We start from the raw sequence: 13,718 nt of genomic DNA, 5'->3' as shown, positions 1-13,718 counted from the left end.
GTAGCGGCGGCGTACGCCGGGTGATCAGTCGCGGCGGTCGTGGCCGTGACCCTTGTCGTGGCCGTTGCCATGGCCCTTGTCGTGGCCGTGGTCGTCCCGGCGGTCATCGCGACGGTCGTCGCGGCGATCGTCCCTGCGGTCGTCGCGGCGGTCGTCGCGGCGGTCATGGTCGCCGTGTTGCGCGCGGTAGCGCGGCGCATAGTCGTTGTTGTACCACTTATCCTGCACAAAATACACGCGCTGGCCGCAGGCGTTGTACTTGCGGCAATGCTTGGACCAATTCTTGGCGTGACCCGGCGGCACCCGCAGGTAGATGGGCGCGGTCTCGACGTAGCGCACCGGGCGCTCGACGATCACCGGCTGGCGGTAAATCACCTGCGGCTGCGGGTAGTCGCCGATATCGATGCGGCCGTAAAAGCCCGGCTGGCCGATATTGATCGACACGCCGACATCGGCGGCAAAGGCGGAAGTGAACGACAGTGCCAGCAGGCTGGCGGCAATGATCTTGGCTTTCATGATGTGTCTTCTTATAGTGTGAGCGAACTTGCTCACTCGGCATATTAGCAAGCGCCGGGACATTTTACCGTGCGCTAGCGAACATAAGTTGTCTGTGCTAAACTAATGGTTCGATGTCTAACGATTAGCTGGTGAATCATATGTCTTCTATCGAAGAGCGCTTTTCCGCCGCCCTGCACGGCACCGCCCGCAACTGGCGCCTGGCGATCGACCGCCGCCTCAAGCACCTGGGCATCAGCCAGGCCAGCTGGATGGCGATCGCCTACGTCGCCAAGCAAAAGGAATCGATGTCGCAGACCAAGCTGGCTTCCTGCGTCGGCGTCGAGGACCCGACCATGGTTTCCACCATCGACCGGTTGGTCAAGGCCGGCTACGTGGTGCGCACGCCGTCCGAGACCGACCGCCGCGTCAAGCTGGTCAGCCTGACCGAACAGGGCCAGGAAATTTATAACACCGTCAAGCAGGAAGCCGACGCCGTGCGCCGGGAATTGCTGGGCCAGGCCGATCCGGCCGTGTTGCGCATCGCCACCGAATTCCTCGAGACCATGCTGGCCGATATCGAGTCCCGCATATGAGCGCCGCCGCAGCCAGCGCCCCCGCGGCCGGAGGCGAGATCAACCGCCGCATGATCACCATCTCGATCATGCTGGCCACCATCATCCAGGCGCTGGACGGCACCATCGCCAACGTCGCGCTGCCGCACATGCAGGGCAGCCTGTCGGCCTCGCAGGACCAGATCACCTGGGTGCTGACCTCCTTCATCGTCGCCGCCGCCATCGCCACGCCGCTGACCGGCTGGCTGTGCGACCGCTTCGGCCAGAAGAACATCTTCCTCACCTCGGTGGCCGGCTTCACCGCCGCCTCGGTGCTGTGCGGGTTGTCCGGCTCGCTGGCGCAGATCGTCGCCGCGCGCCTGCTGCAGGGCATCTTCGGCGCCGCGCTGGTGCCGCTGTCGCAAGCCACGCTGCTCGACATCAACCCGCGCGAGAAGCACGGCTCGGCCATGGCGGTCTGGGGCATGGGCGTGATGATCGGCCCCATCCTCGGCCCCACCCTGGGCGGCTGGCTGACCGACAGCTACAACTGGCGCTGGGTGTTCTTCATCAACATCCCGATCGGCGCGGTCGCCTTCTACGGCATCTGGCGCTACATCCGCCCGGTGGCCGCGCCGCGCAAGATGAGCTTCGACGCCTTCGGCTTCGCCACCCTCAGCCTGGCCATCGGCGCCCTGCAGATGTTGCTGGACCGGGGCGAGCAGAACGACTGGTTCGCCGCCACCGAGACCTGGATCGAAGTCATCATCCTGGCGCTGAGCTTTGCTTATTTTGTCGCCCACACCGCGCTGCGGCCGGCCGGCAAGTCCTTCTTCGATTACCGGCTGCTGCGCAATGCCAACTACGTCAGCGGCCTGTTGTTCATCTTCATCGTCGGCCTGGTGCTGTTCGCCACCCGCGCGCTGACGCCGACCATGCTGCAAGGCCTGATGGGCTATCCGGCCAAGATCGCCGGCCTGGTCACGGCGCCCAGCGGCATCGGCACCATGATCGCGATGATGTTCGTCGGCCGGCTGGTCGGCAAGGTCGACCTGCGCCTGCTGCTGGGCATAGGCTTCGCCATCACCGCCTTTTCGCTGTGGCAGATGACGCGGTACACGCTGGTGCTGTCGCAAAGCGACATCGTCTGGCCGGGCGTGATCCAGGGCCTGGGCCTCGGCCTGGTGTTCGTGCCGCTGAGCGCGGCGACCTTCGCCACGCTGTCGCCGGAAATGCGCGCCGAGGGCACGGCGATCTACAGCCTGATCCGCAATATCGGCAGCTCGATCGGCATCGCGCTGGTGCAGACGCTGCTGGTGCGCAACACGCAGACCGTGCACGCCTCGCTGGTCGAGCACGTCACCACCACCAACCCGGCGCTGCTGGACAACCTGGCCACGCCGCAGGCCGCCGCCGCGCTGAACAACGAGATCACCCGCCAGGCGTCGATGATCTCGTACGTGGACGACTTCTGGCTGATGATGATTTTGACTTTGTGCGTGCTGCCCCTGCTGCTGCTGGTCAAGCCGCCGGCGAAGACCGCGGCCCCGGTAGTCGACCACGCCGCGATGGATTGATGATGAAACGATTGGAACCTCAAGTGAAGATAACCGCCCCTATCCTGGCAACGGCGCTGGCCTTGGCCCTGGCCGGCTGCGCCCAGATCACGCCCGACATGCATCCGCAAACCCGGCGCGACATCGCCAGCGCCGAACTGTCGGCCGGCATCAAGCTCGCGCACGAAGGCTGGCCGGAAGCGCAATGGTGGACCGCCTACTACGACGAACAGCTGAACGCCCTGATCACGCAGGCGCTGAAAGACGGCCCGAGCCTGGAAGTGGCGGCGGCCCACATCGGCAGCGCGCGTTCGGCGCTGTCGCGCAGCGCGGCCGATCTCGGCGTGGACGTCTCGGCCTACGCCAACGCCAACCGCCAGCGCTACTCCGGCACCGGCCTGTTCCCGGCGCCGATCGGCGGCGCCTATTTCACCGAAGAGACGCTGCGCCTGGACCTGCGCTACAACTTCGACTGGTGGGGCAAGAACCGCGCGCAGGTGGCCGCCGCCGTCGGCGAACTCAACGCCGGCCGCGCCGAATATGCCGAAGCCGAGCAGTCGCTGGCCGGCGCCATCGCGCAAAGCTACTTCCGCCTGCAGGGCGCGTGGGCGCGCCTGGACAATGCCGGGCAGCTGGCGGCCGCGCAAACGGCGCTGGTGCAAGACAAGGCCAGGCGCATCGCGCGCGGCCTGGCCAACGCCGACGAACAGCGCGCCGCCGAGGCGGAACTGAGCCTGATCCGCAAGCAGCAGGCCCTGCTCAACGCCGACATCGCCCACGAGCGCGAAGCGCTGCGCGCGCTGGCCGGCGCCGGCAACGCCGCGCTGGCCGACCTGAAGCCGGTCACGCTGGCGGCGACGCCGCACGCCCTGCCCGCCCACCTGGGCATGGACCTGCTGGCGCGCCGTCCCGACCTGCAGGCCGCGCGCTGGAAGCTGGAAGCCTCGCTCAGCAAGATCGACGCGGCCAAGGCGGCGTTTTATCCGGACCTGAACCTGACCGGCTCGATCGGCCTCGATACCGTCAAGATCGAGAACCTGCTGCAGGCGGCCAGCCGCACCGTCTACCTGGGGCCGACGCTGACCTTGCCGCTGTTCGACAGCAAGCGGCTCGACGCGCAGCTCGACAGCGCCCGCACCGGCCGCAACGAGCGCATCGCCGAATACAACCAGGCCATCGTCGAGGCGGTGCGCGAAGTGGCGCAAGGCGGCGCCCAGCTGCAGGGCATCGAGCAGGAGATTGCGCAGCAGGCGGCGGCCACCGGCTCGGCGCGCGCGCAGCTGGTGTCGGCGCAGGCACGGCTGGACCACGGCCTGGCCGACAACAGCAGCGTGCTGAATGCGCGCCTGGCGCTGCTCAAGCAGCGGGACGCCGACGTCTACCTGCAGCAGGTGCAGCTGCTGGCCGAAGTCGCGCTGACCAATGCGCTGGGCGGCGGCTATCACGAGCAAGCGCCGCTGGCGACCGCCTCCAAATAATTCAAGTACAACGGACCTGACATCATGAGCACTGAAACCACCAAACCCAACGACAAAAAACGCAAGGCCGTCCTGGCCGGCATCACCCTGCTGTTCATCGCGGTGGGCGCCGCCTATGCCGCGTACTACCAGGTCGTGCTGTCCAAGATACAGGAGACCGACAACGCCTACGTGGGCGGCAACCTGGTCAACCTGTCGTCGCAGGTGACCGGCAACGTCACCGAGATCGGCGCCGACGAAACGCAGATGGTGCGGGCCGGCGCGCCGCTCATCAAGCTCGATTCGGCCGATGCCGATGTCGCGCTGGCCCAGGCCGACGCCAGGCTGGGCGCCGCCGTGCGCCAGCAGCGCCAGCGCTACGCGGACGTGGCGCAGTACGACGCCACCGTCGCGCTGCGCAAGCTGCAGCTGAAGAACGCCGAAGACGACCTGGCGCGCCGCAAGCCGCTGGCCGCCGACCACACGGTGTCGGGCGAGGAAGTCGAGCATGCGCGCCAGGCGGTGGACAATGCGCGCGCCGCCATCGCGGTGGCGGTCAAGCAGGAAGATGCGGCGAAGGCCGGCGTGGCGGGCGTTGCCGTCGCCGCGCATCCGGCGGTGCAGGCGGCCAAGGCGGACTACGTGCAGGCCTGGCTGGCGGCCCGCCGCAATACGATCCTGGCGCCGGTATCCGGCTATGTGGCCAAGCGCAGCGTGCAGATCGGCGCGCGCGCGACGCCCGGCACGTCGCTGATGTCCATCGTGCCGCTGGACCAGCTGTGGGTGGACGCCAATTTCAAGGAATCGGAACTGCGCAATATCCGCGTCGGCCAGCCGGCCAAGGTGGAAGCGGATATGTATGGCAGCAAGGTCGAATTCCACGGCAAGGTGGTCGGGCTGTCGGCCGGCACGGGCAGCGCGTTCTCGCTGCTGCCGGCGCAGAACGCCAGCGGCAACTGGATCAAGGTGGTGCAGCGCCTGCCGGTGCGGATCGCGCTGGACCCGAAGGAGTTGAAGGAACATCCGCTGCGCATCGGCTTGTCGACCACGGTGTCGGTCGACAACAGCAAGACCGACGGCCCGGTGCTGGGCGCGGCCATGCCGCAGGCGCCGGTCTACACCACCCAGGCGCTGACGCTGCCGCTGCAGCAAGCCGCGCTGGCGGCCGACGCCATCATCGCCCACAACCTGTGAGCTAGTCAGCCCTTGCGCAGTTCGGCGTCTAGTTGACGGATCGCCGCCTGCGCTTGGGTGATCACGCGGTCGGCGATGCGCTGGCGCATGCCCGGCACGCGTCCCGCCGCTTCCGCCTCCAGCAGCAAAGGCGTCAGCAGCTGCAAGGCGGAATCATGGAATCCCCGCGCCACCTGGTCCAGCTGCGTGTTGAACGACTGCTCCGCCGCCTGCAGCTGCTTGCGCAACTCCTCTTCAAACGCGGCGCGCTTGTCGCGGATCTCGGTGCGCTTGCGCTTGCCGCCGTCGGTGAACCACTTGAACGCCCCCGCCAGCAGCACCGCGCCGCCGACGAACGGCGCCACCGGGGCCACCACCGGCAGCACCACCGCCGCGCCGATCAGGTAAGCCGCCGTGCCGGTGCCGGCCGCCACCACCGCGCCGCTCATCAGCGTCACATTCGCCGCCGTATCGACGCTGTTGACGATGCGCGTGCCGACCCGCAGGCGCGGCATCAGCTTGGCCAGCGTCGAATGGTGCTGACGCTGGAACACCGACGATTGATTCAGCCGCATCGCCGACTGGAACAGCCGCAGGTCCTCCTGCATCAGGTGCAGCGACTGCTCCTTGCGCCGCACGATGCGGTCCAGCCGCCGCTCCATCTCCTGGCCGAATTGCTGGCGCCCCATGCTGGCCCACACATCCTCGTCCTTCCATTGATCCGTGTTCAGGCGGTCGGTGATCGCCAGCTCGATGGCGTTGCCGGCGTCGTGCACGGCGTCGTCGATTTCCTCGATCAGCAGGCGGCGCTCGTGGGCGATGCGCTGCTCCACCAGCGCCAGGCGTTGCATGACCTGGTTTTTCAAGCCGTTGGCGGCGTCGACCAGCGTGGCGGCGGTCGCTTCGCCGACCGACAGCATGCGCGCCTGCTCCAGGTAGGTGCTGATGTCGTGCGTGATCGCCGAGGTGGTGCTGACGACCAGCTCGCGCAACTGCGCCTGGTCGATATCGCCGGACTGGAAATTGCGCGCGTGGTCGACCAGCAGCGGCTGGCCGGCGATGCGGCCGAAGTCGGCCACGGTATCGGCCAGCGAACGGCCGCGCACCAGCCGGCGCGCCTGCTCGCCCAGGTTGGCCAGGATGCCGCGCTCTTCGGCCGCCGGCAGCAGGTTCAGGTCTTCCGGCGACAGCCGCACCGATAGCGCCTTGGCCAGCCGTTGCGCGACGACGCGGGCGTCGGCGCCGTGCAGCGCCAGCAGCGGGATGGTCATGCTCAGCGCGTTCTCGCGCGCGGCCTGCTCGATACCGGTGCAGCTGCGGCTGAGCGCGTTGAAGGCCCAGTCGATATTGACGCCGGATTCGATGGCGTTGAGCACCAGGGCGGTGAAGACCGCAGAGGATTTGCCGTCGCCGGCGATATCGGTCACGGCGGCGAATTGCGCCAGCGTGAGGCTGCCCTCGTTGCCGGCGATCGCGCCGACCGCGCGCGCGTAGGCCGAGCTGAAGCTCTGGTCCGAGGACATGTGTTCGTCCAGCGAACGAACGCTGAGGTTGGATGGAGTACCGTGCTGACTGTTCACACCTGCTCCAGTTTGTTCAATGTCATTATGACATTCTAACTGAAGCATCAGCTCAATGAGGCATATACCGGAGCACGGCGACGATGACGCTGACCTGGCCCACGGCCGAAGCGAACATCGATTTGAGAATTTCCGCCTTTTGTTCCTTCATCTCCGTCCGCAGTATCGCCACCTGCTCTTTCACAAAAAGCTCAACCAGGTCGATGCGCGCATTCAGTTCGTTGCTCACATTATCGATGCGCGTGCTCAGCTCCTCGCTCACCCGGTCGAGTCTAGCACTCAGATCGACACTCACTGACGTCAAATCGGCCTTGCCGACTGTTTGCGCCGACAGCACCTCGGCCAAAGCCATGGTATGAGCCTCCGCCTGCTCCGCAGGCACGCCGGCCGATTCAAGGCGTTTGGTATAGCTGAGCGTATCGAAACCGGTCATGATGGGCTCCCACAGCATGCTGTCATTATCCCTCTCGCGACGGCATACGCAAGCAGGATACCCTGAGCCATATCAACCCTGCACCACCTCGGTGGACAGTATCAAGGTTTCCTTGATCTCCTCCATCACGACATAGCTTTTCGACTGTGCCGCACCCGGCAACGACAGCAGCATGTCGCCCAGCAGCTTGCGGTACTCGGCCATCTCGTGGATGCGCGCCTTGATCAGGTAGTCGAAATCGCCCGACACCAGATGGCACTCCTGCACCTCCGGTATCCGCAGCACCTCGCGCCGGAACTGCTCGAACACCGGCCCGGACTTCTGGTTCAGCGTGATCTCGACAAACACCAGCAGCTTAGCCCCGAGCGACGGCGGATCGATGCGCGCGTGATAGCCGGTGATCACCCCGTCGCGCTCCATGCGCTTGACCCGCTCGATCGCCGGCGTGATCGACAACCCGACCTGCTCGCTCAAGTCCTTCATCGAGATCCGCCCGTCCTCCTGCAGGATGCGCAGTATCTTTCTGTCCAGCTTGTCCAGGCTGCGGACCGATTCCTTCTGAATTCTCATGAAAATCCACTGTTTTTATCAAGTTATACAGTAACAAACACTAGTGATACAAGAATACCATAGCGGAATATCTGGCGTGATTAAATAATCGGGGGACTGCAATGCGCGTTGTTATCTTGGGTAGCGGTGTCATCGGCGTCACCAGCGCCTACTATCTGGCCCAGGCCGGCCACGATGTGACCGTGCTCGACCGTCAACCCGGCCCCGCGCTGGAAACCAGCTTCGCCAACGCCGGCCAGATTTCCCCCGGCTACGCCTCGCCGTGGGCCGCGCCCGGCATTCCGCTCAAAGCGATGAAATGGATGCTGCAACGCCACGCCCCGCTGTCGATCACCCCGGACGGCACGCTGTTCCAGCTGCAATGGATGTGGCAGATGCTGCAGAACTGCACGCCGGAGCGCTACGCCGTCAACAAGGAACGCATGGTGCGCCTGGCCGAATACAGCCGCGACTGCTTTAAAGCCCTGCGCGCCGCCACCGGCATCGAATACGAAGGCCGCCAGCAAGGCACGACCCAGCTGTTCCGCACCCAGAAGCAGCTGGACGACGCCGCCAAGGACATCCAGGTGCTGGAAGAAACCGGCGTGCCGTATCAACTGCTGAACCGTGAACAACTGGTCGCCGCCGAACCCGGCCTCGACCAGAACAAGCTGGTCGGCGGCCTGCGCCTGCCCAACGACGAGACCGGCGACTGCCAGCTGTTCACCACCCGCCTGACCGCCATGGCGGAAGAGCTCGGCGTCAAGTTCCGCTACGGCGTCGACATCACCGGCCTGCTCACCGCCGGCGACGCGATCAAGGGCGTGCAGTGCGGCCCGGAACTGGTCACCGCCGACTCCTACGTGGTCGCGCTGGGCGCCTACTCGACCACGCTGCTGAAAGACCTGGTCAAGATCCCGGTTTATCCGCTCAAGGGCTATTCGATCACCGTGCCGATCGTCAACGCCGGCGCCGCGCCGGTCTCGACCATCCTGGACGAAACCTACAAGATCGCCGTCACCCGCTTCGACGACCGCATCCGCGTCGGCGGCATGGCCGAGATCGCCGGCTTCGACCAGCGTCTCAATCCGCGCCGCCGCGAAACGCTGGAAATGGTGGTCAACGACCTGTTCCCCGGCGCCGGCGACACCGCCTCGGCCAGCTTCTGGACCGGCCTGCGCCCGATGACGCCGGACGGCACGCCGATCGTCGGCCGCACCGGCCTGCGCAACCTGTTCGTCAACACCGGCCACGGCACGCTGGGCTGGACCATGTCCTGCGGCTCGGCGCAGCTGCTGTCGGACATCATCTCGGCCCGCCGCCCGGCCATCCTGTCGGACGATTTGTCGGTCAGCCGCTACAGCGCCGACCGCGCGCCGCGCCAGCCGGAATTGGTGAACGCCTGAAGATAGGTTAAGCTTGACCCCGTGCGCGGCGCCCAACCAAGGCGCCGCGCACGGCACCCCTCCCGCGCCCCATCCCCGCGCTGAATGACGCCTCGGCGTCGAGACTGTCGCATCGCCGCCTTTTATCTGTCTCCGAACCCGCAACAACGCGATCATGGCGTTGAGATTGAGGCCAAGCCTGCGTATAATTTTGACCATGAATAAACTCGAAGCATTCGGCCATATCGCGGCCCTGGCCATCCGTGGCGAACTGGTATTCCCTACCAGCGTAAACGCGGCGCTCCGCGTTCAACTGGCATTGGACGATCCCGAGTGCCCGGTCGACACGGCCATCAGCCTGGTATTGGCGGAGCCGCTGCTGGCGGCGCGCACCGTCGCCATCTCCAATTCGGCCATGTTCAACCGCGCCGGCGCGCCGGTCATCACCAACGTGCGCGGCGCCATCATGCGCATCGGCTACCAGAACCTGTTCGCGCTGGCCGCCGCCATGGTGGTGCGCCAGTTCGGCAGCAAGATCACCGACCCCGCCGTGCGCGCCAAGGCCGAAAGGCTGTGGGACCACACCATCGCCGTGGCCGCGCTGGCCCGCATCATCGCGCGCCAGGTCACCGGCGTGAACCCGGACACCGCGCTGTTCGCCGGCATCGTGCACGAAGTGGGCGGCTTCTACCTGCTTTCGCGCGCCGACGAATTCCCCGGCCTGCTGGAAGAGGACCCGGAGAACTGGCATTCGGCCAGCGAGGAAATCATCACCCGCGAAGTGATGCGCAAGCTGTGCATCCCCGAGCCGGTGTCGGAAGCCATCGAAGGCCTGCGCGACAGCTTCATGTCGATCCCGCCCGATACCCTGCTCGACACGCTGCTGCTGGCGAACCACCTGACCAACGTCAAGTCGCCGCTGCAGGAACCGCAGCGCGACCTGCCGCCGCACTCCGATTCGGCCATCGACCTGTTCATCGACGAGGAGAAGCTGGCCTCGATGCTGGAAGAGGCCAGGATCGACGCCGCCGAAATGAGCGCGGCGCTGCTGGTCTGATGAGCACACCACCGTCCTACGGCTCCGACCAATCCGGCCTGGTATGCGGCTACCTGTTCGGCCGCACGCCGGACTGCAAGGGCCAGCCGCTGGATACCGACGCCGCCAGCCGCTGGCTGGCATCGCGTGAACAGCACCCGCAGGAATTCGTCTGGCTGCACTACAACCTGGCCAACACCGCCAGCGAGAAGTGGCTGCACGAGCACACCGCGCTGCCGGAGGAATTCTACGAATCCCTGCACGAAGGCCCGCGCTCGACCCGCATCGAACTGGCCGACAACACGCTGATCGCCGTGGTCAACGACGTGCTGCATGATTTTTCATTCGAGCCGTCGGACATCTCCACGCTGTGGCTGAGCGTCGACAAGCAGATCGTCATCAGCGCGCGGCGCAAGCCGCTGAAGGCGGTGGACGGCCTGCGCAACGCGGTGCGTGGCGGTGAGCCGATACGTTCGTCGGTCGAACTGCTGATCCACCTGCTGCGCGACCAGGCCGACGCGCTGATCAAGATCGTGCGCGACGCCATCGCCACGGTCGACAGCATCGAAGACAATCTGTTGGCCGGCAAGCTGACCACCAAGCGCGCCAGCCTTGGCTCGCTGCGGCGCGTGCTGGTGCGCCTTCAGCGCCTGCTGGCGCCGGAGCCGGCGGCGCTGTTCCGATTGCTGCAACGGCCGCCGGCCTGGGTGGCGGAGATCGACGCCCAGGAGCTGCGCCAGTCGACTGAGGAATTCTCGATGGTGCTGGCGGACATGGCCTCGCTGCAGGAGCGCATCAAGCTGATACAGGAGGAGATCGCGGCGCTGACCGCCGAAGCCAACAACCACAGCCTGTTCGTGCTGACGGTGGTGACGGTGCTGGCCCTGCCGATCAACATCATCGCCGGCCTGTTCGGCATGAACGTCGGCGGCATCCCGCTGGCGCAGGAGGCGCACGGCTTCTGGGTGGTGGTGGCGATCGTCGCCAGCTTTACCGTGATCGCCGGCTGGCTGGCGTTCCGCCGGCAGCGCGACGTGCGCTAGCGCGGCGCACGCGCTGCGCGCCGTAGGCCGCGAAGAAGACGCCCATCACCAGCGCGATCAGGTTGTCGCGCCGGTAGCTGCCGCGCACCGCGTCCAGGCCGGCCACTTCCTTGCCGCCGACTTCGATACCGTAAGCAGTGTAAAAGTCGCCGGGCGCAAAGCCGCTGCGGGCCGGCTGGCGGCGGTCGAAGCGGACGGTGAGCGGATACATGACGGCGTCCAGCACCGCCTCGCGCTGGCGGCCCTCGGCGTCGCCCTTGGCATACAGGACAAACCGCTGCTTGCCGTCGCCGATGGCGAAATACAGCGCGCCGCGGGTGGACTGGCTCCACGTCACGCGGCCGCTGGCCGTCTCCAGCTTGTCGGCGGCCGGAAAGCGCCATTCCAGCGCGGCGTACACCAAGATCAAGCCTATGCCGAGCAGCAGGAAGAAATACGCGCCGCGCTCGCCGGCTAGCCATTGTTTCATGTTGGATGGGTGTGTATCGACATGACCGATATCATACAGCGTCGCTACAATGGCACCTCAACAAACACTGGAAGGTTTTCACTGAACCGGCGCGGCATTTGTAAACAATTTTGTTTACTTATTGATGGGCAAAGTTTAAAGTGGCGATATGAAAACACCACTGCTCATCGGCGCCGCCTGCCTGCTGGCCCTGCTTTCCACGATAGGCGCATCGCTGCCCTACCCCATCCTGCCGCCGCTGTTCGCCGCCGGCGCCAGCAACGGCCTGAACACCTTCCTCGGCCTGCCGCCCAAGCTGCTGTTCGGCCTGGCCCTGACCATCAACCCGCTCGGCCTGCTGATCGGCTCCGCCCTGCTCGGCCCGATGTCCGACCGCTACGGCCGCCGCCCGGTGCTGCTGGTCACCGCGGTCGGCGCCGCCATCGGCCACGCCGTCACCGCCTGCGCGCTGCTGATGGAATCCTATCCGCTGTTTATCGTCGCCCGCTTCGCCACCGGCTTGCTCGAAGGCAGCGGCTCGGTCGCCCGCGCGCTGCTGGCCGACCGCCTGACCGGCGACCTGCGCCGCAAAGCGCTGTCCTGGCTGAACGGCGCCTTCTACATGGGCTGGCTGGCCGGCCCGCTGCTGGCCGGCGCCACGCTCGGCTTCGGCCTGACCACGCCGTTCTGGGTCGCCGTCGCCGCACTGCTGCTGGTGGCGGCGCTGGTGGCCGTGACGCTGCCGCGCGAAGCGGCCACCGGCGCCACCACCTCGTGGTGGCAAGTGGCGCGCGACCGCCATTCGCTCAACCTGCTGCGCGAACCCGACCTGCGCAGCCTGTTCATCGTCACGCTGGCCTACACCTGCGGCGTCACCGGCTTCTACGAGTTCTACCCGCTGTGGCTGGTCGAGGTGCCCGGCTACAGCGCCCAGGGCATCGCCTGGACCACCGCCGCCATGTGCGCCGTGATGACCACCACCACCATCGTCGCCGGCCGCCCCTTCCAGGGCGAGCCGCTGCTCAGGGCGCGCCGCTTCGCCTTCATCACCGCCGCCATCATCACGCTGCTGGCGGCCAGCAACGCGAGCATCGGCATCGCCGCCATCGTCCTGTTCGGCATTCCGCACTCGTTCTACAACGCCATCGTGCCCAACTGGTGCGCCGAACGCTTCGGCGCCCACGGCCAGGGCGCGGTGATGGGCCTGATCTCCACCACCTTCTGCCTGGCCAACATCATCATGGCGCTGATCGGCGCGGTGCTGACCTTGATCGATACCCGCCTGATCCTGCTGCTGGGCGCGGCGCTGACCGCCTGGTCGGCCTGGCGCATGCAGGCCTGGCACCACAGCATGAACGCCAGGCCGGAAGCGGCGCTGCCATGAACACCGCCGAACAGACGCTGTTCCTGATCAAGACGCGCGGCCCGCAAACCGCGCAGCAACTGGCCGTGCTGCTGGAGCTGACCTCGATGGGTGCGCGCCGGCAGCTCGAATCCTGGCAGGAAAAAGGCATGGTCACCTACGAAGACGTGGCCGACAAGCCGGGCCGCCCGTCGCGCCGCTGGCTGCTGACCGAGGCCGGCCACGCGCGCTTCCCCGACCGCCACGCGGACCTGACGCTGCAGCTGATCGACCAGGTCCGCACGCTGTTCGGCGACGCCGGCCTGGACAAGCTGATCGGCTCGCGCGAGGCCGCCAGCGAGCTGCAATACCGCCAGCACCTGGCCGCCGCCCAGTCGCTGCCGGAGCGCGTGACGGCGCTGGTGCAGGCCCGCAGCGCCGAAGGCTATATGGCCGAGATCGAGCAGCAGGATGACGGCAGCCTGCTGCTGATCGAGAACCACTGCCCGATCTGCGCCGCCGCCAGACAATGCCAGCAATTCTGCCGCTCCGAGCTGGACGTGTTCCAGCGCGTGCTGGGGCCGGACTGCTCGGTGGGACGGGTCGAGCACATGCTGGCCGGCGCGCGCCGTTGCGTGTATGTCATCAAGAAGATATAATAAGAATC

Annotated in this window: 14 protein-coding genes; 9 read left to right on the top strand and 5 right to left on the bottom strand. The window is 66.5% G+C overall.

From position 1 onward, the window contains the following. Window positions 1-24 precede the first annotated feature (24 nt). The gene (locus ACEN9F_RS31310; RefSeq protein WP_413426661.1) at window positions 25-516 is read right to left on the bottom strand and encodes a hypothetical protein; all 492 of its coding nucleotides are present in this window, start codon (window positions 514-516) and stop codon (window positions 25-27) included. A gap of 140 nt (window positions 517-656) precedes the next feature. On the opposite strand from ACEN9F_RS31310, the gene ACEN9F_RS31305 reads away from it, so the two are divergent. The 4 genes from ACEN9F_RS31305 to ACEN9F_RS31290 are packed head-to-tail and all read left to right on the top strand — an operon-like array spanning window position 657 to window position 5,256. After that, window positions 657-1,091, top strand: coding sequence for a MarR family winged helix-turn-helix transcriptional regulator (locus ACEN9F_RS31305; protein WP_413426659.1), 435 nt, complete (start codon window positions 657-659; stop codon window positions 1,089-1,091). Next, the gene (locus ACEN9F_RS31300; RefSeq protein WP_413426657.1) at window positions 1,088-2,626 is read left to right on the top strand and encodes a DHA2 family efflux MFS transporter permease subunit; all 1,539 of its coding nucleotides are present in this window, start codon (window positions 1,088-1,090) and stop codon (window positions 2,624-2,626) included. Before ACEN9F_RS31305 ends, ACEN9F_RS31300 begins: the two co-directional genes overlap by 4 nt. A gap of 23 nt (window positions 2,627-2,649) precedes the next feature. Further along, window positions 2,650-4,083, top strand: a complete 1,434-nt coding sequence (locus tag ACEN9F_RS31295) for an efflux transporter outer membrane subunit (RefSeq protein ID WP_413426655.1) — start codon at window positions 2,650-2,652, stop codon at window positions 4,081-4,083. A 24-nt stretch (window positions 4,084-4,107) separates the two neighbouring features. After that, the gene (locus ACEN9F_RS31290) at window positions 4,108-5,256 is read left to right on the top strand and encodes an efflux RND transporter periplasmic adaptor subunit (RefSeq protein ID WP_413426653.1); all 1,149 of its coding nucleotides are present in this window, start codon (window positions 4,108-4,110) and stop codon (window positions 5,254-5,256) included. A gap of 5 nt (window positions 5,257-5,261) precedes the next feature. On the opposite strand, the gene ACEN9F_RS31285 is transcribed toward ACEN9F_RS31290, so the two are convergent. The 3 genes from ACEN9F_RS31285 to ACEN9F_RS31275 all read right to left on the bottom strand — a co-directional run bounded on the left by ACEN9F_RS31285 (window position 5,262) and on the right by ACEN9F_RS31275 (window position 7,818). Continuing rightward, a complete protein-coding gene (locus tag ACEN9F_RS31285; protein ID WP_413426651.1) occupies window positions 5,262-6,815 on the bottom strand; it encodes a hypothetical protein in 1,554 nt (517 codons plus the stop codon). A 52-nt stretch (window positions 6,816-6,867) separates the two neighbouring features. Next, entirely contained in the window at window positions 6,868-7,248 is a 381-nt protein-coding gene (locus tag ACEN9F_RS31280) for a hypothetical protein (RefSeq protein WP_413426650.1), read from the bottom strand. A gap of 72 nt (window positions 7,249-7,320) precedes the next feature. Further along, window positions 7,321-7,818 (bottom strand): Lrp/AsnC ligand binding domain-containing protein, encoded by a 498-nt coding sequence (locus ACEN9F_RS31275; protein WP_413426648.1) that lies wholly within the window; start codon window positions 7,816-7,818, stop codon window positions 7,321-7,323. Between the two features lie 101 nt (window positions 7,819-7,919). On the opposite strand from ACEN9F_RS31275, the gene ACEN9F_RS31270 reads away from it, so the two are divergent. The 3 genes from ACEN9F_RS31270 (at window position 7,920) to ACEN9F_RS31260 (ending at window position 11,261) form a co-directional block, all read left to right on the top strand. Beyond that, complete coding sequence (locus ACEN9F_RS31270) at window positions 7,920-9,203, top strand: D-amino acid dehydrogenase (RefSeq protein WP_413426646.1); 1,284 nt, start codon at window positions 7,920-7,922, stop codon at window positions 9,201-9,203. Between the two features lie 196 nt (window positions 9,204-9,399). Next, window positions 9,400-10,239: an HDOD domain-containing protein gene (locus tag ACEN9F_RS31265; protein WP_413426644.1), complete on the top strand. Its 840-nt coding sequence runs from the start codon at window positions 9,400-9,402 to the stop codon at window positions 10,237-10,239. After that, window positions 10,239-11,261, top strand: a complete 1,023-nt coding sequence (locus tag ACEN9F_RS31260) for a transporter (protein ID WP_413426642.1) — start codon at window positions 10,239-10,241, stop codon at window positions 11,259-11,261. Before ACEN9F_RS31265 ends, ACEN9F_RS31260 begins: the two co-directional genes overlap by 1 nt. Here the strand turns inward: ACEN9F_RS31260 and ACEN9F_RS31255 are convergent. After that, the gene (locus ACEN9F_RS31255; protein ID WP_413426640.1) at window positions 11,209-11,730 is read right to left on the bottom strand and encodes a hypothetical protein; all 522 of its coding nucleotides are present in this window, start codon (window positions 11,728-11,730) and stop codon (window positions 11,209-11,211) included. The genes ACEN9F_RS31260 and ACEN9F_RS31255 overlap by 53 nt on opposite strands. A 148-nt stretch (window positions 11,731-11,878) precedes the next feature. On the opposite strand from ACEN9F_RS31255, the gene ACEN9F_RS31250 reads away from it, so the two are divergent. Together ACEN9F_RS31250 and ACEN9F_RS31245 are read left to right on the top strand one after the other, a co-directional pair. Beyond that, window positions 11,879-13,093: an MFS transporter gene (locus tag ACEN9F_RS31250; protein ID WP_413426638.1), complete on the top strand. Its 1,215-nt coding sequence runs from the start codon at window positions 11,879-11,881 to the stop codon at window positions 13,091-13,093. Then, the gene (locus tag ACEN9F_RS31245) at window positions 13,090-13,710 is read left to right on the top strand and encodes a helix-turn-helix transcriptional regulator (RefSeq protein ID WP_413426636.1); all 621 of its coding nucleotides are present in this window, start codon (window positions 13,090-13,092) and stop codon (window positions 13,708-13,710) included. The genes ACEN9F_RS31250 and ACEN9F_RS31245 overlap by 4 nt, the downstream gene beginning before the upstream one ends. Window positions 13,711-13,718: the final 8 nt, after the last annotated feature.

The organism is Duganella sp. CT11-25, from assembly GCF_047302815.1.
GTDB lineage: Bacteria > Pseudomonadota > Gammaproteobacteria > Burkholderiales > Burkholderiaceae_D > Rugamonas.
This window is presented reverse-complemented; position numbering and strand designations above follow the sequence as displayed.

What these genes read in the sequence shown, in the direction of transcription:
- ACEN9F_RS31310 (WP_413426661.1), bottom strand. Translation starts at nt 516, where the DNA reads ATGAAAGCCAAGATCATTGCCGCCAGCCTGCTGGCACTGTCGTTCACT.
- ACEN9F_RS31305 (WP_413426659.1), top strand. Translation starts at nt 657, where the DNA reads ATGTCTTCTATCGAAGAGCGCTTTTCCGCCGCCCTGCACGGCACCGCC.
- ACEN9F_RS31300 (WP_413426657.1), top strand. Translation starts at nt 1,088, where the DNA reads ATGAGCGCCGCCGCAGCCAGCGCCCCCGCGGCCGGAGGCGAGATCAAC.
- ACEN9F_RS31290 (WP_413426653.1), top strand. Translation starts at nt 4,108, where the DNA reads ATGAGCACTGAAACCACCAAACCCAACGACAAAAAACGCAAGGCCGTC.
- ACEN9F_RS31280 (WP_413426650.1), bottom strand. Translation starts at nt 7,248, where the DNA reads ATGACCGGTTTCGATACGCTCAGCTATACCAAACGCCTTGAATCGGCC.
- ACEN9F_RS31275 (WP_413426648.1), bottom strand. Translation starts at nt 7,818, where the DNA reads ATGAGAATTCAGAAGGAATCGGTCCGCAGCCTGGACAAGCTGGACAGA.
- ACEN9F_RS31270 (WP_413426646.1), top strand. Translation starts at nt 7,920, where the DNA reads ATGCGCGTTGTTATCTTGGGTAGCGGTGTCATCGGCGTCACCAGCGCC.
- ACEN9F_RS31265 (WP_413426644.1), top strand. Translation starts at nt 9,400, where the DNA reads ATGAATAAACTCGAAGCATTCGGCCATATCGCGGCCCTGGCCATCCGT.
- ACEN9F_RS31260 (WP_413426642.1), top strand. Translation starts at nt 10,239, where the DNA reads ATGAGCACACCACCGTCCTACGGCTCCGACCAATCCGGCCTGGTATGC.
- ACEN9F_RS31255 (WP_413426640.1), bottom strand. Translation starts at nt 11,730, where the DNA reads ATGAAACAATGGCTAGCCGGCGAGCGCGGCGCGTATTTCTTCCTGCTG.
- ACEN9F_RS31250 (WP_413426638.1), top strand. Translation starts at nt 11,879, where the DNA reads ATGAAAACACCACTGCTCATCGGCGCCGCCTGCCTGCTGGCCCTGCTT.
- ACEN9F_RS31245 (WP_413426636.1), top strand. Translation starts at nt 13,090, where the DNA reads ATGAACACCGCCGAACAGACGCTGTTCCTGATCAAGACGCGCGGCCCG.